Raw genomic sequence first — 21,823 nt, 5'->3', positions numbered from 1 at the left:
GGGATGGAGCAGTCTGGTAGCTCGTCGGGCTCATAACCCGAAGGTCGTCGGTTCAAATCCGGCTCCCGCAACCAATTCTACTAGTAGGTATTACCTTACTAATTTATATCGCGCATTCTAAGTAATGCGCGTTTTGCGTTTTAGACTATGTAGTTTAATTAGGTCAGTTTACTGACTCGCAACCAAGCTTGGCCCTAGGCCACACAGTTTTATGCTTTATTGGTGTGACGCCCCGCTTGGTTCGGGGCGTTGTTGTATCTGCACCTTGCGATTTGTGGCAATTGTCATCAAATTAAAACTTAAACTCAGTATTTTAGGGCTATAAGCCCTTTTTTTGTTTGTATGGAGGATTTTCGTGACAAAACTTGAACAAGATTTAGTAACCATGTTAACGCCTGCGGTAGAAATGTTAGGCTTTGAATTGCATGGTCTTGAATTTGTGCAAGCGGGTCGCCATTCTACCTTAAGAGTATATATTGCTCATGAGGATGGGATCTCAGTTGATAACTGTGCGGATGCAAGTCGCCAAATTAGTGCGATTTTAGACGTCGAAGACCCAATTACAAATGAATATGATTTGGAAGTATCGTCTCCTGGTGTTGATCGTCTATTATTCAAACAAGATCACTACGAGCAGGCGCAAGGAGAGGAAGTACGCGTGCGTACTAAGCTTCCACAGGATGGTCGTCGTAATTTTAAAGGCGACTTAGTAGCAGTTAGCAGCGATATGATCACACTATCTAGCGATGGTGCAGAGCATCTGATCATGCTTAGTAACATCGAACGTGCGAATTTAATCGCGAAGTTTTAAATTCGAGTGCGAAGGAATAGGGCAAGCGAGGCATTACCCATGGCAAAAGAGATATTATTGGTTGCTGAAGCCGTTTCCAATGAGAAAGCGGTTCCAAAAGAAAAGATTTTTGAAGCTCTAGAGTTCGCTTTAGCGACAGCTACAAAGAAAAAACACGATGGCGAAATTGAAGTACGCGTAGCAATTGACCGTAAAACCGGTGATTACGATACGTTCCGTCGTTGGCAGATTGCCGCTGTATTAGAAGATGGTTCTCTAGAGAACCCATACAGCGAAATCACTCTAGAAGCAGCACAGGTTGAAGAACCTGATTTGCAAATGGGTGATTATGTTGAAGAGCAAATCGACTCAATCAAATTTGACCGTATTACAACACAAATGGCTAAGCAAGTTATCGTACAAAAAGTACGTGAAGCTGAGCGCGCTTTAGTTGTTGAAGCATACAAAGATCAAGAAGGCGAGCTGGTAACGGGTGTTGTTAAAAAAGCAACTCGCGATGCAATCGTGCTTGATTTAGGTAACAACGCAGAAGCGGTAATTTACCGTGATGACATGTTACCACGTGAAAACTTCCGCCCGGGTGACCGTATCCGTGGTCTTTTATATGAAGTTAAGCCTGAAGCACGCGGTGCACAATTATTTGTAACGCGCTCTAAACCTGAAATGCTAATGGAATTATTCCGCATTGAGGTGCCAGAAATTGGCGAAGAGATGATTGAATTACGTGCAGCAGCACGTGATCCAGGTTCACGCGCTAAAATTGCTGTTAAATCTAACGACAAACGCATAGACCCAATTGGTGCATGTGTTGGTATGCGTGGGGCACGAGTTCAGGCTGTATCGTCAGAACTTGGCGGTGAGCGTGTTGATATCGTACTTTACGATGACAACCCGGCACAATTTGTTATCAATGCAATGGCGCCAGCAGAAGTTGCTTCAATCGTAATGGATGAAGACACTCACTCAATGGATATCGCTGTAGAAGCAGATAACCTAGCGCAAGCAATTGGTCGTAATGGTCAAAACGTTCGTTTAGCAAGTCAGTTAACTGGCTGGGAACTAAACGTAATGACTGTTGAAGACATGCGTACTAAAAATGAAGCTGAATCTGATAAGTTACTTAACTTATTCACTGAAAATTTAGAAATTGATGATGAGTTTGCATCATTACTTATCAACGAAGGTTTCTCGACACTTGAAGAAGTGGCGTATGTACCAGCGTCTGAATTTTTAGAAATTGATGGTCTTGATGAAGAGACTGTAGATTTACTGCGCTCACGCGCAAAAGATGCATTGACAACTAAAGCACTTAAAACGGAAGAAAGCTTAGATGGCGCAGAGCCAGCTGAAGACTTACTTGCGCTTGAAGGTTTAGAGCGTCACTTAGCATTTGTTATGGCAAGCAAGGGTGTTGTTACACTTGAAGACTTGGCAGAGCAAGGTATTGACGAATTAGTTGATATCACAGAACTTTCATCTGAAAAAGCGGGTGAACTGATTATGGCTGCACGAAACATTTGTTGGTTTGCAGACGAGTAATTTATTAACGGAGGTATTACACACTATGGCAGAAGTAAATGTTGAAAAACTAGCCGGCGATATAGGTACGACTGTTGATAAATTGCTACAGCAGTTTTCACAAGCAGGTATCACTAAGCAAGCAACTGATAACGTAACAGAAGCTGAAAAAGCAACGTTACTTGATCATTTAAGCAAGCATCATGGCGGTACAGGTTCAGATGGCCCAGCGCGTATGACTTTACAACGTAAGAGCAAAAGCACTTTAAGTGTTACGGGCTCTACTGGTAAAGCAAAAGATGTTCAAGTTGAAGTTCGCAAAACACGTACTTACGTGAAGAAAAGCGCAATGGAACAAGAGCAAGAGCAAGCTCGCTTAGCTGCTGAAGAAAAAGTGCGTCTTGAAGAGCAGCAAAAAGCTGACCAAGAAGCCGCAGAATTAAAAGCGAAACAAGAGGCAGAACGCAAAGCGAAAGAAGAAGCCGACCGTAAAGCCAAAGAAGAAGCTAAACGCAAAGCTGATGCAGAGCGTAAAGCGAAACAAAAGCAGATGACCCCAGAGCAAAGTGCTAAGTCTGAGAAAGATCGCATAGAAGCTGAGCGTCTGCAAAAAGAAGCAGAAGAGGCCGCATTGAAGAAAGCTGAAGAAGAAGCGAAACGTCAAGCAGAAGAAGCAAGAAAGCTAGCTGAAGAAAACTCGGCACGCTGGAAGAAAGAAGAAGAAGAACGTAAGAAACGCGAAGAAACAGCGGATCACCATCTTACGACTTCTACTTATGCACGTGAAGCAGAAGATGTTGCCGATGCTCGTGATGAGCAAGGTACACGCCGTGCTAAGAAAAAGAAAAAAGCGCCAGCAAAAGATAAATTTGCAGCGTCAAGAGGCCGTAACAAGTCTAAGTTAAAAGCACCTGCATCATTACAACATGGTTTCCAAAAACCAACTGTTGATGTTAAAAATGAAGTGCGTATTAGCGAAACAATTACAGTAGCTGAGCTTGCATCACGCATGGCCGTTAAAGGCGCTGAAGTTGTTAAAACAATGATGAAAATGGGTGACATGGTTACTATTAACCAAGTGATTGACCAAGAAGCTGCACAATTAGTTGCAGAAGAAATGGGTCACAAGGTTATCATTGTTAAAGAAAACGAATTAGAGCAAACAGTACTTAATGACCGCCACGAAGATGGTAAGTCAGAGCCACGTGCTCCAGTAGTAACTGTAATGGGTCACGTTGACCATGGTAAAACATCAACTCTTGATTACATTCGTTCTGCGAAGGTTGCTTCTGGCGAAGCCGGTGGTATTACACAGCATATTGGTGCATACCATGTTGATGTAAACGGTCACATGATCACCTTCTTAGATACACCAGGACATGCTGCATTTACTTCAATGCGTGCTCGTGGTGCTAAAGCGACTGATATCGTAATCCTAGTAGTTGCAGCAGATGATGGCGTTATGCCACAAACTAAAGAAGCGGTACAGCATGCTCGTGCAGCTGGCGTTCCTTTAATCATCGCAGTAAACAAAATGGATAAAGAAGGCGCAGATCCAGATCGTGTTAAAAACGAACTTGCTGTACTAGACGTTATTCCAGAAGAATGGGGCGGCGATACGCAGTACGTTCATATCTCAGCTAAAACTGGCTTAGGTATTGACGACCTTCTTGAAGCAGTATTGAACCAATCTGAACTTTTAGAGCTTTCTGCACCTACTGAAGGTATGGCGGCTGGTGTTGTTATTGAATCTCGTCTTGATAAAGGCCGTGGTCCAGTAGCATCAGTACTTGTTCAATCTGGTACGCTTAACCAAGGTGACATTGTATTATGTGGTCTTGAGTATGGCCGTGTTCGTGCAATGCGCGATGAAAACGGTAAAGACATTAAGTCAGCTGGTCCATCTATCCCAGTTGAGATTTTAGGTCTTTCTGGTATTCCTGCTGCAGGCGACGAAGCGACTGTAGTTAAAGATGAGCGTAAAGCGCGTGAAGTTGCTTTATACCGTCAAGGTAAGTTCCGCGATGTTAAACTAGCACGTCAGCAAAAAGCTAAGCTTGAAAACATGTTTACTAACATGACTGAAGGCGATGTTTCTGAAGTTAACGTGGTACTTAAAGCAGACGTTCAAGGTTCTATCGAAGCAATCTCTGATTCACTAACTAAACTTTCTACTGATGAAGTGAAAGTGAAGATTGTTGGTTCAGGTGTTGGTGGTATTACCGAAACTGATGCAACACTAGCTGCAGCGTCTAACGCAATTGTAGTTGGCTTTAACGTTCGTGCTGATGCTTCAGCTCGTAAAGTTATCGAGACTGAAAACTTAGACCTACGTTACTACAGCGTAATCTACAGCTTGATTGACGAAGTTAAACAAGCAATGTCAGGTATGCTAGCGCCAGAGTTTAAACAAGAAATCATTGGTCTTGCTCAAGTTCGTGACGTATTCAAGTCTCCAAAAATTGGCGCAATCGCTGGTTGTATGGTTACTGAAGGTGTTATTAAACGTAGCGCTCCAATCCGTGTACTACGTGAAAACGTTGTTATCTATGAAGGTGAACTTGAGTCACTTCGTCGCTTTAAAGACGATGTTGCTGATGTTCGTAACGGCATGGAATGTGGTATCGGCGTTAAGAACTACAATGACGTACGTGTTGGTGACCAAATCGAAGTATTCGAAACAGTTGAAGTACAACGTACTCTATAATTGTTACTAGGGAGTATTGAACGCTCAGGTTAACGCCGGACGTTCTACACACCCTACGCTAAGATTTTAAATGGGGGCTTAGCCCCCATTTGCATATCCATTATTTAGTTAACTTATTATTTAATTTCAATAAGTTATTATTTTAGGACAAGTATAATGAGAGAATTTTCTCGCACTGATCGTGTTGCACAGCAAATCCAAAAAGAGATTGCTGTAATTTTACAACGCGAAATTAAAGATCCACGCTTAGGTATGGTGACAGTGTCAGCGGTAGAAGTATCGCGCGATTTATCTTATGCCAAAATTTTCATTACTGTGTTTAACACACAAGATGAAGACGCAGCAAAGCAAAGCGCAAAAGTACTTAATGAAGCAACGGGCTATATTCGCTCGTTACTTGGTAAGCGTATCCGTGCACGTATAATGCCTGAGTTAAAGTTTGTAGTTGATAACTCATTAATGGAAGGTATGCGTATTTCTAATTTAGTGGATTCTATTATCCGCGAAGATAACGCAAAGCATGTAGATGAAGACGTAGAAAGTGTTGATGCTGCTGATGTTTCAGATAGCGAAGAAGGTACTGATCACGTAGACGATACAGATAGCGAAGAAGGCACTGATACAGATGGCAAAGCGCAGTAAAGGCCGTGCAGTTGACGGTATTTTGTTGTTAAACAAACCTGAAGGCATTTCATCAAATAAAGCATTACAGCAAGCAAAAAGTGTTTATTTTGCGCAAAAAGCTGGGCACACAGGTGCTTTAGATCCACTTGCCACAGGTATGCTGCCAATTTGTTTTGGTGAAGCGACTAAGTTTACGCAGTTTTTACTCGATACAGATAAAACCTATATCGTTCGTGCACAACTGGGTGAGCGTACAACAACATCAGATTCTGATGGCGAAATTGTTAGCACTAAAGATGTGAACGTTACACGTGAACAGCTAACAAAAGAAATAGCTGCTTTTGTTGGTGAGTCTGAACAATATCCGTCAATGTACTCAGCTCTTAAGTACCAAGGTAGACCGTTATATAAGTACGCGCGCGAAGGTATTGAAGTTCCTCGTAAATGCAGAAAAATAAACGTGTTTAGCTTATCGTTTGACGAATTTGATGAACAAAGCAACGTATTACAAATGACGGCCCATGTATCTAAAGGGACCTACATTCGTACAATCGTTGATGATTTAGGCGAAAACCTAGGCTGTGGCGCACACGTTATTATGCTCCACAGAACCGCTGTTGGTCAGTATCCGGCAGATAAAATGGTCTCGCTTGATGAGATTGAAGCGTTGCTTGCTAAAGCGAAAGAAGAAGAGCTTGCGCCTTCAACTTATTTAGACTCGCTATTGCTACCAATTGATACTGCTTTAACTGATTTACCCGTTGTTGAAATTACAAAAGAACAAGGGGGAATTTTTAGTCACGGGCAAGCTGTAGAATTATCAATCGCTTTACCTGATGGTGCAATTAAAGTTGTTGCGGATAATATATTTATTGGTACTGGTGAGCGTAACTCAAACGGTCATTTAAAGGTTAAACGTGGTCTTGCTAGTCAGCAAGACGATTACGTGAAGCCTGAATAAGCAACTAATGTGCCTAACGGTGGCTTATTAGTTGTAGTTGGGGATAATTAGCTTGTAGTTATTCCTACAGTTGGTAGAATACGCCCGCTTAATCGTTTTGGCTGAATTAGTGATCGGCTAAGACACCTTTTAAATTTAATTTTTGGAGTTACTATGTCACTAAGCAATCAAGAAAAAATCGATATCATTGCTAAATTTGCACGTGCAGAAGGCGATACAGGTTCATCAGAAGTACAAGTAGCATTACTTACTTTTGACATCAACAAGCTTCAAGGTCACTTTGCTGATCACAAGCATGACTTCCACTCACGTCGTGGTCTGCTTCGTAAAGTAAGCACTCGCCGTAAACTACTTGATTACCTTAAAGGTAAAGACATCACTAGTTATACTGCGTTAATCAAAGAACTTGGCCTACGTCGCTAAGAACTAGATTATAGAAAAAGGAGCTTTTTAGCTCCTTTTTTTGTGCCTGAAATTTGTGTTTCCAAATTAAGAAAATTCTTAAACCTATTGAATTATAATATAAAACCCCCATTTCATAGCCTACCAATAGCTGTTGTATTTACCCGCTAATTAGCCCAGTTTAAATCTAGTAGCTAGTGTGTGTTGACCTTTCGTGATTAATTTTGCAGCTGTATGTTTGGTCTTTAGGCAAGGCAGCGCCTATGTAGTGTGGTTATTCCCCATAAATAGGCGATAACGCAGCATAAATGCCAAACATGCGCTGCCCTGCGGGTTCATCCTAGGGGCGATTAACTCTTTGTTGCTCGATTTTTACTTAGCCCACTAGGTTACAAATCTCGCGCCGTGATTAAATCGACCCTAGATTGAACAAATTTCAATCCACAAAGAACAACACACCCTAGACTCGCATTTTGAAGCAGCTTTGGTATATACTATGCGCGTAGGTAAAAAGGTTTATCTACGCTTATTCACATCATTGCCAATTGTAGTACTTAATTGATTTCCAACTGAATACAATTATGTACTGTAATTGGTACTTTGATGACAACTTATTAGAACACATTTAAGGAATATTTTAAGTGCAAGCAATTATTAAAGAATTCAAACTAGGTCAACATACAGTGACTCTAGAAACTGGTGCAATCGCTCGTCAAGCAGACGGCGCTGTACTTGCAAGCATTGGCGACACTTCAGTTTTAGTAACTGTTGTTGGTAAGCGTGAAGCACAACCTGGCCAAGACTTTTTCCCACTAACAGTTAACTACCAAGAGCGTATGTACGCTGCTGGTCGTATCCCAGGTGGTTTCTTAAAGCGTGAAGGTCGTCCTAACGATGGCGAAACACTTATTGCACGTCTTATTGACCGTCCAATTCGTCCACTTTTCCCAAGCGGTTTTGTAAACGAAGTACAAGTTATTGCTACTGTTGTTTCTGTTAACCCTGAAATCCAACCTGATATGGTTGCGATGATTGGTACTTCAGCAGCACTTGCTATCTCTGGTATCCCGTTCAGTGGTCCAATTGGTGCATCTCGCGTTGGTTACATCAACGGCGAATACGTACTTAACCCTACATTAAAAGAGCTTGAAGAAAGCCAACTTGATTTAGTGGTAGCCGGTACTGATAAAGCGGTACTTATGGTTGAATCAGAAGCTAACGTACTTGCAGAAGACGTAATGCTTGGCGCTGTTGTATATGGTCATGAGCAATCTCAAGCGATCATCACTGCAATCGAAGAATTTAAAGCAGAAGCAGGCAAGCCTACTTGGGATTGGACTGCACCAGCTAAAAACGTTGCACTAGAAGATAAAGTTGCAGCAATTGCTGCTGATAAAGTAGGCGCAGCTTACTTAATCACTGATAAAGTAGCGCGTAAAGAAGCACTTGGCGTAGCTAAAGATGAAGTTGTTGCAGTGTTAACGGCTGAACTTGCTGAAGGCGAGTCTTTAGATAAGCAAGAAATTGGTAAAATATTCGGTTCACTTGAGAAGAAAATCGTTCGTGGCCGTATCGCTTCTGGCGAAAAACGTATCGATGGTCGTGAACCAGATATGATTCGTGCACTAGATGTAATGACTGGCGTATTACCGCGTACTCACGGTTCTGCTATCTTTACTCGTGGCGAAACTCAAGCGTTAGTAACAGCTACACTTGGTACAGAACGTGATTCACAGTTAATCGACGATTTAACTGGTACTCATAAAAACCACTTTATGCTTAACTACAACTTCCCTCCATTCTGTGTAGGTGAAACTGGTTTTGTTGGTTCTCCTAAGCGTCGTGAAATCGGCCATGGTAACCTTGCTAAGCGCGGTATTGCTGCTGTAATGCCAACATTGACTGAATTCCCATATTCAATCCGTGTAGTATCTGAAATCACTGAATCAAACGGTTCATCTTCAATGGCTTCTGTATGTGGTACTTCACTTGCACTTATGAATGCCGGTGTACCAATTAAAGCGTCTGTTGCCGGTATTGCGATGGGTCTAGTTAAAGAAGACGATAAATTCGTTGTTCTTTCTGACATCTTAGGTGATGAAGATCACTTAGGTGACATGGACTTTAAAGTTGCTGGTACAGCTGCAGGTATCACTGCACTTCAAATGGATATCAAAATCGAAGGTATCACTCAAGAAATCATGCAAATTGCGCTTAAACAAGCAAAAGCTGCACGTTTACATATCTTAGAAGTGATGGACGAAGCAATTTCTGCTCCTTCTGAAGAGCTATCAATGTTTGCTCCTCGCATATACACAATGAAAATCCCACAGAAGAAAATCGCTGAAGTTATCGGTAAAGGTGGCGCAACTATTCGTCAGCTTACTGAAGAAACTGGTACAACGATTGAAATCGGTGACGACGGTACAATTAAAATTGCCGCTACTGATGGCGAAAGTGCAGCTAATGCAATTAGCCGTATTGAGCAATTAACAGCTGAACTTGAAGTAGGTACTATCTACGAAGGTAAAGTTGTACGTATTGTTGATTTCGGTGCGTTTGTAAACATTCTTCCTGGTAAAGATGGTCTAGTACATATTTCTCAAATTAGTACTGAGCGCGTTAATAACGTGGCTGATCACCTTTCTGAAGGTCAAGAAGTTAAAGTTAAAGTACTAGAAGTAGATCGCCAAGGCCGTGTACGTCTAAGTATTAAAGAAGCAATGGAATCAGTAGCACCTGCAGCTGACGCGCCAACTGACGCGTAATTGTTAACTTATTAATCTAGTTATATTAGCTAGATGATAAAAAAGGGGCTGTTTAGCCCCTTTTTTTATGCTTTAATGAAACCTTATTGGACAAGGTCTGTCTTATATTAATCGCGATATATCTTGGTATTAAGGATTTTAATGATACTCAAACATTTAGCTTTGGCATCTTTTGCTATTTTGTCTTTAAGCGCTTGCCAAACTACAACAGAATCAGAACCAACCCCGATTGTTAATGTGCCATTTACTGCACCTTTAGCCTCTGACTTCAGAAGTGAAATTGCTATTGCACGCTACTCAGAGTTATTGAATAGGGCTGACTTAAGCGAAGAGCAACAAGCTAAGCTTTATTACGACCGTGGTGTACTTTTCGATAGTCTAGGTATGACCACTCTTTCGCGTATTGATTTTAACCGCGCAGTAAAACTTAAGCCTGATTTAGCTGAAGTATATAATTTTTTAGGTATTCAACATACGCTTATGCAGCAGTACGAAAAAGCCTATGAGTTTTTTGATTCAGCTCTTGAGCTTGATGAAGAGCATGAATATGCTTATTTAAATAGAGGTATAGCCCTTTATTACGGCGATAGAGCTGGCCTTGCTAAAAATGACTTTAACGAGTTTTTAGCCCGTTCTCCTAACGATCCGTACCGTGTTTTATGGGTTTATTTAGCCCAGGCACAAGAGGATAAAGTAATCGCACTTGATGCACTTAAACAAAATGCGACTGCGCTTGATGATTCGCAATGGGCGTATCAGTTAATTTCTCTTTATACGGGCGATATGAGTGAACATGCATTTTTATCAGGCATTAGTGATGGTGTTAGAACTGAGCAAGAATATGCGCAGCGTTTATGTGAAGCTTATTTTTACCTAGCTAAAATGCATCAAGCAACTGGTGAGCTGTATTTAGCATCAGACTATTTTAGGCTTGCGCTAGCAACCAATGTACATGAGTTTATTGAGTACAAATATGCGCGTTTAGAACTTGAGTTGATGGAAGGTGTTGACGCAAGTTAAGCGTTTTAAATTAATAGGTGTATTACTATGTTGTTTGTTAATTACAGGCTCGAGTAATCACCTTGGCGCTATTGGCTTTTGGCATGTTTTAAATACAAAAGCCAATGTTCTACAAAGTTATTGGAATTCACCAGCTTATTTTTCTGATCACCTAGAGCAGTTACCAAAGACCTCTTTAGCTATACTTGCTCGCAGTAAAATTTCCTCAGCACAATATATGTATTCTCTTAAACTTATTAAAAGCAGTCAGAGTGATACTGCAAAACAATTTTGGCTCTCCGCTATAAATGACTTAACAATCCCAGAGCGTAAAATATTAGCAACAAAGTTACTTGAGCAATCACGTTGGAGCGATTTAGAGTTACTCGCTAGTAAAAACAAATTACCAGCAGGGGATGTGCTAAATCATCTAAAACTTCAGTTAAAAACACCACAGAGTAAAATATCTACCGCGTTTATCCACGATCTCGGTTTTTCATCTTTAAGAAATATAAGCAAACCTAATAAGCAATGTATGTTTAACGTGCTGACTATGAGCGATCATCGCAGTGGCTTATATAAACTTACAGAGTTTATTAATGCTTATAACAAACAACCAGAGCCCCGTGAAAATATTTTTTGCTTTTCAAAACCAGTTTACGTTGCGGGTATGCTTGAGTGTAAAAGTAGTACTAGTCAAATAGCAAAGTGTGACTGGCAATCATCTAAACTTAATAGCCAGCTTCCTAACAATTTTGATTTTATAGTGATGATGCCTAAAGATGGAACGGCTAATGTCACGAAGAGAACAATGCTAATAAACTCAAAAGCAAAATACAGTATATTTTTGCATGAGCTGATGCATTTTAACGGTTTTGAAGATGAATACGCTTTGCCTAAAACTAAGCAAGCATGGTTGTGTGCAAAAACGGGTTTTGTTGCACCTAATTTATTTATTTCTCATGGTGAGTCGCCGCCAACAGGTTGGCATAAAGCAAAGAGTTGCCAGGTAGGGGGTATTGCTTATAAACCTAGTGAAAATTGGTCTATTATGCAATATCAGCAGTTAGGGCTCTCAGCGCAGTATAGACAACTCTGGTTGAAACATTTAGATATGACCAATGGTAACTTTCATCGTCACCCTGGCGCGCTTACATTTGCAAATAAGGCCATATTAAATTAACAATTATCAGTATTAATTAATTGTTTTTTTAGGCTTAATAAATTGTTAGTTCTTGTTTAAAAAACACCCATACAGAACCGCTTTTTATAGACAAAATCAGTGTTTTTCAGTATAACTATAGTCATTAATGTCGTTTAAAAACAGGCAGTAAAAGCATCACTTAGTATTAAAAAGAGATGCCCTGATAAACTTATGATAATAAAAGGCCCTACATTATGACTTTGCTCTGGATACCCTTGTTATCCTTAATTGGCAGTGTTATTTCTGCATGCACAGGTAAGTTATCCCGCAATTTAAGCACTAGTTTAACGGCTCTTGCGCCTTTGACGGCTTTGGGGATTACTCTATACCATGCACCTGCCGTTTTAGCGGGCGAAACCATTCGTTATTCTTTAGCTTGGATCCCGTCAATAGGACTCGATTTGTCTCTGCGGTTAGACGGCCTCAGTTTATTGTTTATGTTTATGATTTTAGGCATAGGCTTGCTCGTTATCCTCTACACCCGTTACTACCTAAGCGCTAATGACTCAATGGCTAAGCTATATAGTTACTTAATGCTATTTATGACTGCAATGCTTGGTATTGTTATGTCTAACAACGTCATTCAACTGTGGTTGTTTTGGGAATTAACGAGCATCAGCTCATTTTTATTAATTAGTTTTTGGTGGCATAAATCTGAAGCGCGAAAAGGCGCACGTATGGCGCTTGCTGTAACAGGCGCGGGCGGCTTAGCGTTACTTGCTGGATTGATGCTATTAGGTGATATTGTTGGTAGTTACGACCTAGATGTTATTCTAGCGAGTAAAGCAATAATTCAATCTCATGATTTATACGAAGTAGCATTGGTATTGGTGCTACTGGGTGCGTTTACTAAATCGGCACAATTTCCATTTCACTTTTGGCTTCCTCATGCAATGGCAGCGCCTACGCCAGTAAGCGCGTATTTACATTCTGCAACGATGGTAAAAGCCGGTATATTTTTGTTAGCACGTTTTCATCCTGCTTTAGCCGGCACCGATACTTGGTTCTTGCTCGTTGGGTTAACGGGTTTAGCTACGCTGTTGTTTGGTGCTTATATAGCACTATTTAAACACGACTTAAAAGGCTTGTTAGCCTATTCAACAATAAGCCATTTGGGTTTAATAACGCTATTACTCGGACTTGATACTGAGCTTGCGACTGTTGCTGCTATTTTTCATATAATTAACCATGCAACGTTTAAAGCGTCGTTATTTATGGCCGTTGGTATTATTGATCACGAAACGGGCACGCGCGATATGCGTAAATTAAATGGTATGTGGCGATACTTACCATACACTGCAACGCTTGCGATGGTCGCGGCGGCTGCAATGGCAGGAGTTCCTTTACTAAATGGCTTCTTGTCTAAAGAAATGTTTTTTGCAGAAACGCTACATCAGCAAGTGCTTGGTTCTATGTCGTGGTTAATTCCAGTACTGGCAACTGTTGCAGGTGCATTAGCTGTTGCGTACTCAGCACGCTTTATTCATGACGTGTTTTTTAATGGTGAACCAATTGATTTACCTCGTACGCCGCATGAGCCACCGCGCTATATGCGTGTACCAATAGAAATACTCGTTGTGATTTGTTTGTTAGTGGGTATGTTCCCGCACTTTACAATTGATGGCATTTTATCTGCGGCGTCTTTAGCTGTACTTGGAAAAGAAATGCCGGTGTACGAATTGGCTATCTGGCATGGGTTTAACTTGCCTCTACTAATGAGTGCGATGGCGATTGCTGGCGGCTTATTTATTTATATTAATCGTAAATATCTATTTCAGTTTCAAGCATCATTACCACCTCTAAACGCTAAAAAAACGTTTGAACGTGTGATATTAAGCGTTATTGCTTGGTGTCAGTCAAAGGTAAGCAGTATCGAAAATGGATCGCTACAGCGCTATCTTGTAATTATGTTAGCGGTGGTATTACTGTGTGCGGGTTGGCCATTATTTGAAATGCAACAACTTGCCGGTAGCATGCCACTTACGCCTGTTGATGTGCACAATGCAATTGGTGCAGGCTTATTGATTATTGGTGCTCTTGCCACCGTTATTTGGCATCGCTCTCGAATGGTATCGCTATTAATGCTCTCAATTGTAGGATTAATGGTGTCGGTTGTATTTACACGCTTTTCTGCTCCAGATTTAGCGCTTACGCAGCTAACTGTTGAGGTTGTTACTATTATTTTACTTATGCTGGCATTGTTTTTCTTGCCGCAGCATACGCCAAAAGAATCAAGTTCATTACGCGTACTTCGAGACTTAGCAATAGCCTCTACGTTAGGTGTAGTTATCGCGAGTATTTGTTATGCATTACTTACACGCCCGCTAGATTCAATCTCAGACTTCTTTATTGCTAACGCTAAAATTGGTGGCGGTGGTACTAACGTAGTTAACGTTATTTTAGTCGACTTTAGGGGCTTTGATACGCTTGGTGAAATTACCGTATTAGGCATTGCCGCATTAGGTATATTTAAAGTACTTTCTCGAATTCCATTATTTATGCCAGCAAGCGACAGCGAAGGGCGCCCATGGGCACGAGAGCGCCATCCAATATTACTGGCGAGTATTTCACAAAGTTTATTACCGCTTGCGTTATTAGTTTCTGCATATATTTTCTTACGTGGGCATAACTTACCTGGTGGTGGCTTTATTGCAGGACTGGTAACGTCAATCGCGTTTATTTTGCAATACATGGCGCATGGTACAGCATGGATAAACGAACGTTTTGATGTTAATTATCGCAAAATTATAGCTTCAGGCATTGGTATTTCTTTGTTTACAGGTGTGGGTAGTTGGTTCTTCGATAAGCCATTTTTAACAACTTGGTTTGACTACTTTGATATTCCGTTTGTCGGTAAAACAGAGCTTGCCAGCGCGATTGCATTTGACCTAGGTGTTTACTTAACTGTTGTAGGCGCTACATTAATGATTTTAGCAAGCTTAGGTAATATGACAGCAGATACCCAGAAAAAAGAGGTAAATATTTAATGGAATTATTGTACGCATCTTGCGTTGGAGTATTGGTCAGTTGCGGTGTGTTTTTACTGCTAAGAGCTCGTACGTTCCCTGTAGTACTTGGGCTTACTATGATTTCATACGCTGTTAACTTATTTTTGTTTTCAGCAGGTCGCCTTACTATTAATAAAGCGGTAGTACTTGGTACTGGCACAGAATACGCCGATCCTCTACCTCAAGCATTAGTACTAACTGCAATAGTGATTGGTTTTGCGATGACCGCATTTGTGGTTATTTTGGCAATACGTGGGCGCGCCGATTTAGGTAGTGACCATGTTGATGGTTATGTGCCTAACACCTCTGCAGATAATAAGGAGCAAAAATGATCCAACATTTAGCTTCGCTACCTATTTTATTACCTATGTTGACGGCAGTTATTTTATTGCTGCCGCCATGTGGTAAAAGCGTCAAAATTCGCCGCTTAGTTTCAATTGTAATGGCAATAGCTACTTTTGCCATTAGTGTGCTTTTACTTGTACATATTAATAATACAGGTATTAATGTTTACGCTATTGGTAGTTGGTCTGCACCATTTGGGATAGTCTTAGTCGCTGACATGTTATCTACCTTATTGGTTACGTTAACTTCACTTTTAGGTTTGGGCGCTATTTTATATGGTAGTGCTGGCGATGATGAAAAGGGCAGCTTTTATCATCCACTTGTTCATTTTTTAATATTGGGTGTAAATGGCGCGTTTTTAACTGGCGATTTATTTAACCTATTTGTATTTTTTGAAGTGTTACTGATTGCATCATATGCACTGTTAATGCATGCAGGTGATAAACAAAACACTCGTGCGGCACTGCAATATGTAATATTAAATTTAGTTGGCTCAAGCGTATTTTTAATCGGTTTGGGTATTTTGTACGGTGTACTTGGTACGCTTAATATTGCAGATATGGCGCAAAAAGTATCACAGCTTTCGGGCGATGATGTATACCTAGCAAAAGCAGGTGGTTTATTACTATTAATTGTATTTGCTTTAAAGGCCGCGCTATTACCTCTGCATTTATGGCTTCCAAATACGTATTCAAGCGCTAAACCTGTGGTTGCTGCATTGTTTGCGATTATGACCAAAGTAGGCGTTTACGCCATGCTTCGTGTTTACACGGTGATATTTGGCGAACAAGCAGGAGCGCTTGAACATATGGCGCAGCCTTGGCTTTGGGGCTTAGCAATTGCCACCATTATAGTGGGTGCCATTGGCGTTATGGCAGCGCAAGACTTACGTAAACTCACCTCTAACTTAGTATTAGTATCGGTAGGTACGTTGGTTGCGCTAATTGCATTGCAAAATGTAAATGCCACTGCTGCACTTTTATATTATTTAGTGCATTCAACACTTGTTAGTGCCGCACTGTTTTTACTAGCAGACTTAGTTTCAATCCAGCGCGGTAAAGTTGGTGATAGGCTAGTAGCGGGTCGCTCTGTTAAACAACCATTTTTATTAGGTGTGTGCTTTATTGTTGCGGCTTTAACTGTAGTTGGTATGCCGCCACTATCAGGCTTTGTAGGTAAAATTTGGATACTTAAAGCCACATTAAATAGTGAGCAAGCTTTACTATTTTGGCCTGTATATTTAGTAACAAGCTTCGCGTTGTTGGTAGCGCTTTCGCGTGCTGGCACGACCTTGTTTTGGGAGCATAAAAGTAAAAATAGCGAAAACGCAGATTGTGCAAATGCACACCCGTTGCAGGTAATTGTAATTATAGGTTTACTTGCGTGTTCGCCATTGCTCGTTATTTTTGGCGGACCAATAAGTGAATACATGCTAGGTGCTGCTACTCAGTTACATGATATAAGCGGCGGTATTAATGCTGTACTTAAAGGAGGCATGTGATGAGATTACAAGCCCGTTTTCGTTGGTTACCAACGCCATTTCGTAGCTTATTTTTGTTTATGGTTTGGCTATTGTTAAATAATAGCGTGTCGGTAGGGCACTTAGTATTAGCGACTATTTTTGCAATACTTATCCCGATATTAAGTTTTTCGCTTCGCGAGCCTCAGCCACTAATTTTAAAGCCGGGCTTGGCTCTCAAGCAGTTGCTTATTGTGCTGTACGATATTGTCGTAGCAAATTTACAAGTGGCTTTACTTATACTTGGGCCATCTAAAAATTTGCGTCCGGCATTTATAAAAGTACCGATAGATTTAACTCATGATATGCCAATTACCATATTGGCCAGTAGTGTATCGCTTACACCCGGTACAGTGAGTGCAGAGGTTTACCCAATTGCTGAATCGTTACCTGAGGGTGAAGAGCCAACACAACGCTACTTATTAATACATGTGCTTGACCTTAAAGATGAAGAAGCACTTATCAAACAAATAAAACAACGCTACGAAGCTCCACTAAAGGAGATATTTCAATGTTAGACACCGTATTACTCATTGTTTTTTCGATGATTGGCTTATCATTATTGCTTAATTTATGGCGATTGATCATTGGTCCATCAGTGCCTGATCGTGTTTTAGCGCTCGATACAATGTACATTAACGTCATTGCACTGATTATTTTATATAGCATTAGTATGGATACAGGGCTTTATTTTGAAGCTGCACTACTGATTGCCATGCTAGGTTTCATAAGTACAGTTGCAGTGTGTAAGTATTTACTACGTGGCGATATAATTGAATAAGGTGAAAACATGATCAGCGAATGGGTTGTATCAATATTATTGTTATTTGGTGGTACGTTTATTTTAATTGGCTCAATAGGCTTAGTTAAACTACCTGACTTTTTTATGCGTTTGCATGGGCCAACTAAAGCAACAACGTTGGGCATGGCAAGTATGCTAATTGCAGCTATGGTTTATTTTGCAAATTCAGGGCATGGCCTAAGTGTTAAAGAAATACTCATTACTATATTTTTACTAATTACGGCACCGATTAGTGGTTACATGCTAATAAAGTCAGCTATTCATCATAAGCTAAAAGCCAAAGAAGGCACTAAAGGCTTAGATAATGTAGAAGATGATTAACATAAAAATATATTTATAAAAGGCCGAATAAATTCATTTTATTCGGCCTTTTTAGTGACTGCTTGTACCCTTTACAAGACTAATTAATAATGTAACTATAAAACGATTATTTATATGAAAGGATATTATTATGGGTAAGGTACTACTTTTATCATTACTGATTTTTTCTAGTAGTTTGTATGCTGAACAAAATACTAAGCAGCAAAAAATAGATGAACTTATTAGTGTAATGAATTTAGATTCAATGGTTGACTCTATGTACGGCCAGGTTGAAGGTATGATGAAAGGCATGTCAGATCAAATGGGCGTTAAGCCTTCTGAACAGGCAATTTTTGATAAATACTACAGCGACATGACGACGGTATTAAAAACCGAAATGAGCTGGGCCAAAATGCAGCCGATGATGATTAGCGTGTACGACAAACATTTTAGTGAGCAAGAAATTGCCGATATGTTAGCGTTTTATAAAACAGATACAGGGCAAAAAATACTTGAAAAAATGCCTGTTGTGATGCAAGAGTCTATGCAAATGTCACAAAGCTTAATGAAAGATGCTATGCCTAAAATACAAACTTTAGCGCAGCAACTAAGCGACGAATTAGAGCAAAGCCGTAGCGAATCAAACTAGGGCAGCGCATGTTTGGTATTTATGCTGCGTTATCGCCTATTTATAGGGAATAACCACACTACATAGGCTCTGCCTTGCCTATAGACCAAACAGTCTGCTGTAAATTAAACCACCAATGATCAACACGCCCTTAGATTAATACGCGCCTTACTTAGGCGCTTCTCTCCTGAATTACATCCCCTCCAGATAATACACGCCCGATATCAGCTTAAGTTAATTATGTTTGTGTCACTATACTAATGAGCAACAATACTTAATCAATTTAAGGGATTAAATTCGGCGTTAACTGCGTTAAACATTTTGATATACGACTGCATGGATGCAGAGGCAATTAGTGATAACAACTAAATAACGAAACCTTTGCCTTGTTATCAACACGATTTTCTTGTCTTAAATAGGTTACTTAATTAAGCGAATTGGTATTATTTTATTAGTTTTAAAATAGTCATTGACCTATGTGTTGCACCTAGGTTTATTATGAAGCTACTGAAACACGACGGAGCTAAATTATGTATGTTAAACAACTCGCCAAGTTAATGGGCGTGACTGCCGATACTGTTCGTCATTACACACGTGTTGGGTTACTTAACCCAATACGCAGTGAAGAAAATGGCTATCAAGAGTATACAAAGCAAGACCAGCAGCGTTTAAAGTTTATTATTAGCTCTCGTCAACTTGGTTTTTCACTCAAAGATATTCAACACATTATAGGCGAGTCAGAGCAGGGGAATTGTCCTTGTCCGTTAACGCGTAAACTCATTACTAAACGCCTAGAAGAAACCGAAGCACTATTTCAAGAAACATTAAAATTACGAAACAGAATGCATGCAGCTCTGGCGCAATGGGATACATCAGCCGATGGTGCAAATGCCAGTGACGTGTGTAGTTTAATAGAATCATTTGTTGATCCAATAAACGATTCTGCAAATAAGGAGCAGCGTAATGACGACTAATACAAAAGACACCGCGCAAAACTTTATTATTGAAGGTGCTAATTGCGGCAGTTGTGTGGCTAAAATTGAAAAAGCCCTTAATAGCGTGCAAGGTGCGCAAAATGTAGAAATGAACTTTGCTGAGCGTACAGTACGTGTAGAAGGTAAAGCTTGCGAAAGCACGCTTATTAAAGCAGTCGAAAACATTGGTTATTCAGCTAAGCCAATGAGTAACGAGTCTGATCAAGATGCACTTGATGAAAAAGCAAAGTCGGACGAGGCACATTACAAAAAGCTAATGCGTAATATGATATTAGCGTTAGGGGTCGGTGCACCGTTAATGATATACGGGCTTATTTTTGACATGAGTGTGACCACCGACACACAACGAATAGCATGGTTTTTAGTGGGTATAGTCACGCTTGTGGTTATGGCTATATCAGGTAAACAATTTTACAACGGTGCATGGCAGGCATTCAAAAACCATGCTGCCAATATGGATACATTAATAGCGCTTGGTACAGGTACTGCGTGGTTGTATTCAATGTTTGTGGTAATAGCACCAAACTTATTACCGGAAGTTGCAAGACACGTATATTTTGAAGCATCATCGATGATCATCGGTTTAATTAGTTTAGGGCTCGCTTTTGAAGTAAAAGCACGTGGGCGCACCTCACAAGCAATTAAACGCTTAATTGGCCTGCAACCAAAAACTGCACGCGTAATTCGCGATGGGCAAGAGCAAGACATCGACATTAGTGATGTGGTAAAAAATGATAAAGTACGCGTACGCCCGGGTGAAAAAATCCCTGTGGATGGCGATGTTATTGAAGGCAGCAGTACGGTTGATGAGTCAATGCTTACTGGTGAGCCAATGGCTGTAAGCAAAAAAACGGGCGACAAAGTCGTTGCCGGAAGTATTAATAAAAGTGGCACTTTATTATTTAAAGCCACGCACATTGGTAGCGAAACCACACTGGCTAATATTATCAATATGGTAAAACGTGCACAAAACTCTAAGCCATCAATAGGGCGCTTAGCTGATGTTATATCAGGAATATTTGTACCAACAGTCATGATTATTGCAGTACTTGCGGGTCTTGCATGGTTAAACTTTGGACCTGAGCCATCAATTGCTTATGCCGTTGTTGCAATAACCACTGTACTTATTATTGCGTGTCCTTGTGCGCTAGGACTCGCAACCCCTATGTCGGTTATGGTGGGTATTGGTAAAGCTGCAGAGTCAGGAATATTAATTCGAAATGGTGAGTCGCTGCAAACAACATCTAAAATCACCACCATGATTTTAGATAAAACAGGCACTATTACTCAAGGCACACCGCAAGTTACCGATGTAGTTACGTTTAACAACAGTGATGAAAATACAGTAATGCAACGTGTTGCAAGCCTTGAAAGTAGCTCAGAGCATCCACTGGCAGAAGCAATTACGGCACACGCTAAAAAGCAGGGCTTAGCTTTAAGTAAAGTAGCCGACTTTAACGCAATTACAGGTAAAGGTGTGACTGGCAGTGTTGACGGGCAAACATTGTTGTTTGGTAATAAAGCGCTAATGGATAAATATGATGTAGCCGTTGATGATGCAACCGAGCAAGCTCAAACACTTGCCAGTGATGCTAAAACGCCCATGTATTTTGCAAGTAATAATAAGCTCCACGCTATTATTGCAGTAGCAGATCCTATTAAAGAGGATTCAGTTGAAGCTATTAAACGCCTGCAAGATAAAGGTATCCACCTAGTTATGCTAACAGGTGATAACAAAGCCACTGCACAAGCCGTTGCTAAGCAAGTTGGTATTGATGACTTTATTGCAGAAGTAATGCCCGATGATAAAGTAAACGAAGTAACAAAGCGCCAAGCAAACGGTGAAATAGTGGGTATGACAGGTGACGGTATTAACGATGCCCCCGCACTTGCGCAAGCCGATGTAGGGTTTGCAATTGGCACAGGTACCGATGTTGCAATAGAAAGTGCAGACATTACCTTAATGCGTGGTTCGTTACATGGCCTTGCTGATGCAATTGCAGTGAGTAATGCAACTATTTCAAATATTAAACAAAACCTATTTGGTGCCTTTATTTATAACGTGGCGGGTATTCCGATTGCAGCCGGCGTGTTGTATCCATTTTTTGGAATACTACTTAACCCTGTTGTTGCAGGTGCAGCTATGGCACTTTCATCGCTTACAGTGGTAAGTAACGCTAATCGCTTACGTTTCTTCAAACCAAATAAATCGTAATTTAAGCTAAGGAGTAC

Annotated in this window: 18 protein-coding genes; all 18 read left to right on the top strand. The window is 40.6% G+C overall.

Features of this window, described 5'->3' with window-relative positions:
• The first annotated feature begins 355 nt into the window (after window positions 1-355).
• The 18 genes from rimP to I6F42_RS12710 all read left to right on the top strand — a co-directional run bounded on the left by rimP (window position 356) and on the right by I6F42_RS12710 (window position 21,806).
• The gene (rimP, locus tag I6F42_RS12795; RefSeq protein WP_002958482.1) at window positions 356-811 is read left to right on the top strand and encodes a ribosome maturation factor RimP; all 456 of its coding nucleotides are present in this window, start codon (window positions 356-358) and stop codon (window positions 809-811) included.
• 39 nt (window positions 812-850) lie between these two features.
• Window positions 851-2,350, top strand: coding sequence for a transcription termination factor NusA (gene nusA, locus I6F42_RS12790; protein WP_007585502.1), 1,500 nt, complete (start codon window positions 851-853; stop codon window positions 2,348-2,350).
• A gap of 25 nt (window positions 2,351-2,375) precedes the next feature.
• Entirely contained in the window at window positions 2,376-5,036 is a 2,661-nt protein-coding gene (gene infB, locus I6F42_RS12785) for a translation initiation factor IF-2 (protein WP_007585504.1), read from the top strand.
• 156 nt (window positions 5,037-5,192) lie between these two features.
• Entirely contained in the window at window positions 5,193-5,678 is a 486-nt protein-coding gene (rbfA, locus tag I6F42_RS12780; protein ID WP_007585506.1) for a 30S ribosome-binding factor RbfA, read from the top strand.
• Complete coding sequence (truB, locus tag I6F42_RS12775; RefSeq protein ID WP_007585508.1) at window positions 5,662-6,621, top strand: tRNA pseudouridine(55) synthase TruB; 960 nt, start codon at window positions 5,662-5,664, stop codon at window positions 6,619-6,621. The genes rbfA and truB overlap by 17 nt, the downstream gene beginning before the upstream one ends.
• Before the next feature lie 153 nt (window positions 6,622-6,774).
• Complete coding sequence (gene rpsO / locus I6F42_RS12770; protein WP_007585509.1) at window positions 6,775-7,044, top strand: 30S ribosomal protein S15; 270 nt, start codon at window positions 6,775-6,777, stop codon at window positions 7,042-7,044.
• Window positions 7,045-7,664: 620 nt separating this feature from the next.
• Window positions 7,665-9,791, top strand: coding sequence for a polyribonucleotide nucleotidyltransferase (gene pnp, locus I6F42_RS12765; RefSeq protein WP_197152361.1), 2,127 nt, complete (start codon window positions 7,665-7,667; stop codon window positions 9,789-9,791).
• Between the two features lie 141 nt (window positions 9,792-9,932).
• Window positions 9,933-10,811, top strand: coding sequence for a lipoprotein NlpI (gene nlpI, locus I6F42_RS12760; RefSeq protein WP_197152359.1), 879 nt, complete (start codon window positions 9,933-9,935; stop codon window positions 10,809-10,811).
• On the top strand, window positions 10,798-11,973 hold the full coding sequence (locus I6F42_RS12755; RefSeq protein ID WP_197152357.1) for a hypothetical protein: 1,176 nt from the start codon (window positions 10,798-10,800) through the stop codon (window positions 11,971-11,973). The genes nlpI and I6F42_RS12755 overlap by 14 nt, the downstream gene beginning before the upstream one ends.
• A gap of 215 nt (window positions 11,974-12,188) precedes the next feature.
• Complete coding sequence (locus I6F42_RS12750) at window positions 12,189-14,981, top strand: monovalent cation/H+ antiporter subunit A (RefSeq protein WP_033012429.1); 2,793 nt, start codon at window positions 12,189-12,191, stop codon at window positions 14,979-14,981.
• Window positions 14,981-15,334, top strand: coding sequence for a Na+/H+ antiporter subunit C (locus tag I6F42_RS12745; RefSeq protein WP_010554685.1), 354 nt, complete (start codon window positions 14,981-14,983; stop codon window positions 15,332-15,334). The genes I6F42_RS12750 and I6F42_RS12745 overlap by 1 nt, the downstream gene beginning before the upstream one ends.
• Window positions 15,331-16,848 (top strand): monovalent cation/H+ antiporter subunit D, encoded by a 1,518-nt coding sequence (locus I6F42_RS12740; RefSeq protein WP_010554686.1) that lies wholly within the window; start codon window positions 15,331-15,333, stop codon window positions 16,846-16,848. The genes I6F42_RS12745 and I6F42_RS12740 overlap by 4 nt, the downstream gene beginning before the upstream one ends.
• Window positions 16,848-17,384 (top strand): Na+/H+ antiporter subunit E, encoded by a 537-nt coding sequence (locus I6F42_RS12735; RefSeq protein WP_007585523.1) that lies wholly within the window; start codon window positions 16,848-16,850, stop codon window positions 17,382-17,384. Before I6F42_RS12740 ends, I6F42_RS12735 begins: the two co-directional genes overlap by 1 nt.
• Window positions 17,378-17,647 (top strand): K+/H+ antiporter subunit F, encoded by a 270-nt coding sequence (locus I6F42_RS12730; RefSeq protein ID WP_007378493.1) that lies wholly within the window; start codon window positions 17,378-17,380, stop codon window positions 17,645-17,647. The genes I6F42_RS12735 and I6F42_RS12730 overlap by 7 nt, the downstream gene beginning before the upstream one ends.
• 9 nt (window positions 17,648-17,656) lie before the next feature.
• Entirely contained in the window at window positions 17,657-17,989 is a 333-nt protein-coding gene (locus I6F42_RS12725; protein WP_007585525.1) for a Na+/H+ antiporter subunit G, read from the top strand.
• Between the two features lie 130 nt (window positions 17,990-18,119).
• Complete coding sequence (locus tag I6F42_RS12720) at window positions 18,120-18,617, top strand: DUF2059 domain-containing protein (RefSeq protein ID WP_010554687.1); 498 nt, start codon at window positions 18,120-18,122, stop codon at window positions 18,615-18,617.
• Between the two features lie 509 nt (window positions 18,618-19,126).
• The gene (locus I6F42_RS12715; RefSeq protein WP_010554688.1) at window positions 19,127-19,570 is read left to right on the top strand and encodes a MerR family transcriptional regulator; all 444 of its coding nucleotides are present in this window, start codon (window positions 19,127-19,129) and stop codon (window positions 19,568-19,570) included.
• A complete protein-coding gene (locus I6F42_RS12710) occupies window positions 19,560-21,806 on the top strand; it encodes a heavy metal translocating P-type ATPase (RefSeq protein WP_197152356.1) in 2,247 nt (748 codons plus the stop codon). The genes I6F42_RS12715 and I6F42_RS12710 overlap by 11 nt, the downstream gene beginning before the upstream one ends.
• The last annotated feature ends 17 nt before the right edge of the window (window positions 21,807-21,823 follow it).

It is taken from the genome of Pseudoalteromonas sp. SWYJZ12 (assembly GCF_015864395.1).
Classification (GTDB): Bacteria; Pseudomonadota; Gammaproteobacteria; order Enterobacterales; family Alteromonadaceae; genus Pseudoalteromonas; species Pseudoalteromonas arctica.
Note: the sequence above shows the minus strand (reverse complement) of the source record. Positions and strands in the feature narration are given on the sequence as shown.

Coding starts and splice junctions, on each gene's coding strand:
- nusA (WP_007585502.1), top strand. CDS start 851: ATGGCAAAAGAGATATTATTGGTTGCTGAAGCCGTTTCCAATGAGAAA.
- infB (WP_007585504.1), top strand. CDS start 2,376: ATGGCAGAAGTAAATGTTGAAAAACTAGCCGGCGATATAGGTACGACT.
- rbfA (WP_007585506.1), top strand. CDS start 5,193: ATGAGAGAATTTTCTCGCACTGATCGTGTTGCACAGCAAATCCAAAAA.
- truB (WP_007585508.1), top strand. CDS start 5,662: ATGGCAAAGCGCAGTAAAGGCCGTGCAGTTGACGGTATTTTGTTGTTA.
- rpsO (WP_007585509.1), top strand. CDS start 6,775: ATGTCACTAAGCAATCAAGAAAAAATCGATATCATTGCTAAATTTGCA.
- nlpI (WP_197152359.1), top strand. CDS start 9,933: ATGATACTCAAACATTTAGCTTTGGCATCTTTTGCTATTTTGTCTTTA.
- I6F42_RS12750 (WP_033012429.1), top strand. CDS start 12,189: ATGACTTTGCTCTGGATACCCTTGTTATCCTTAATTGGCAGTGTTATT.
- I6F42_RS12745 (WP_010554685.1), top strand. CDS start 14,981: ATGGAATTATTGTACGCATCTTGCGTTGGAGTATTGGTCAGTTGCGGT.
- I6F42_RS12740 (WP_010554686.1), top strand. CDS start 15,331: ATGATCCAACATTTAGCTTCGCTACCTATTTTATTACCTATGTTGACG.
- I6F42_RS12735 (WP_007585523.1), top strand. CDS start 16,848: ATGAGATTACAAGCCCGTTTTCGTTGGTTACCAACGCCATTTCGTAGC.
- I6F42_RS12730 (WP_007378493.1), top strand. CDS start 17,378: ATGTTAGACACCGTATTACTCATTGTTTTTTCGATGATTGGCTTATCA.
- I6F42_RS12725 (WP_007585525.1), top strand. CDS start 17,657: ATGATCAGCGAATGGGTTGTATCAATATTATTGTTATTTGGTGGTACG.
- I6F42_RS12720 (WP_010554687.1), top strand. CDS start 18,120: ATGGGTAAGGTACTACTTTTATCATTACTGATTTTTTCTAGTAGTTTG.
- I6F42_RS12715 (WP_010554688.1), top strand. CDS start 19,127: ATGTATGTTAAACAACTCGCCAAGTTAATGGGCGTGACTGCCGATACT.
- I6F42_RS12710 (WP_197152356.1), top strand. CDS start 19,560: ATGACGACTAATACAAAAGACACCGCGCAAAACTTTATTATTGAAGGT.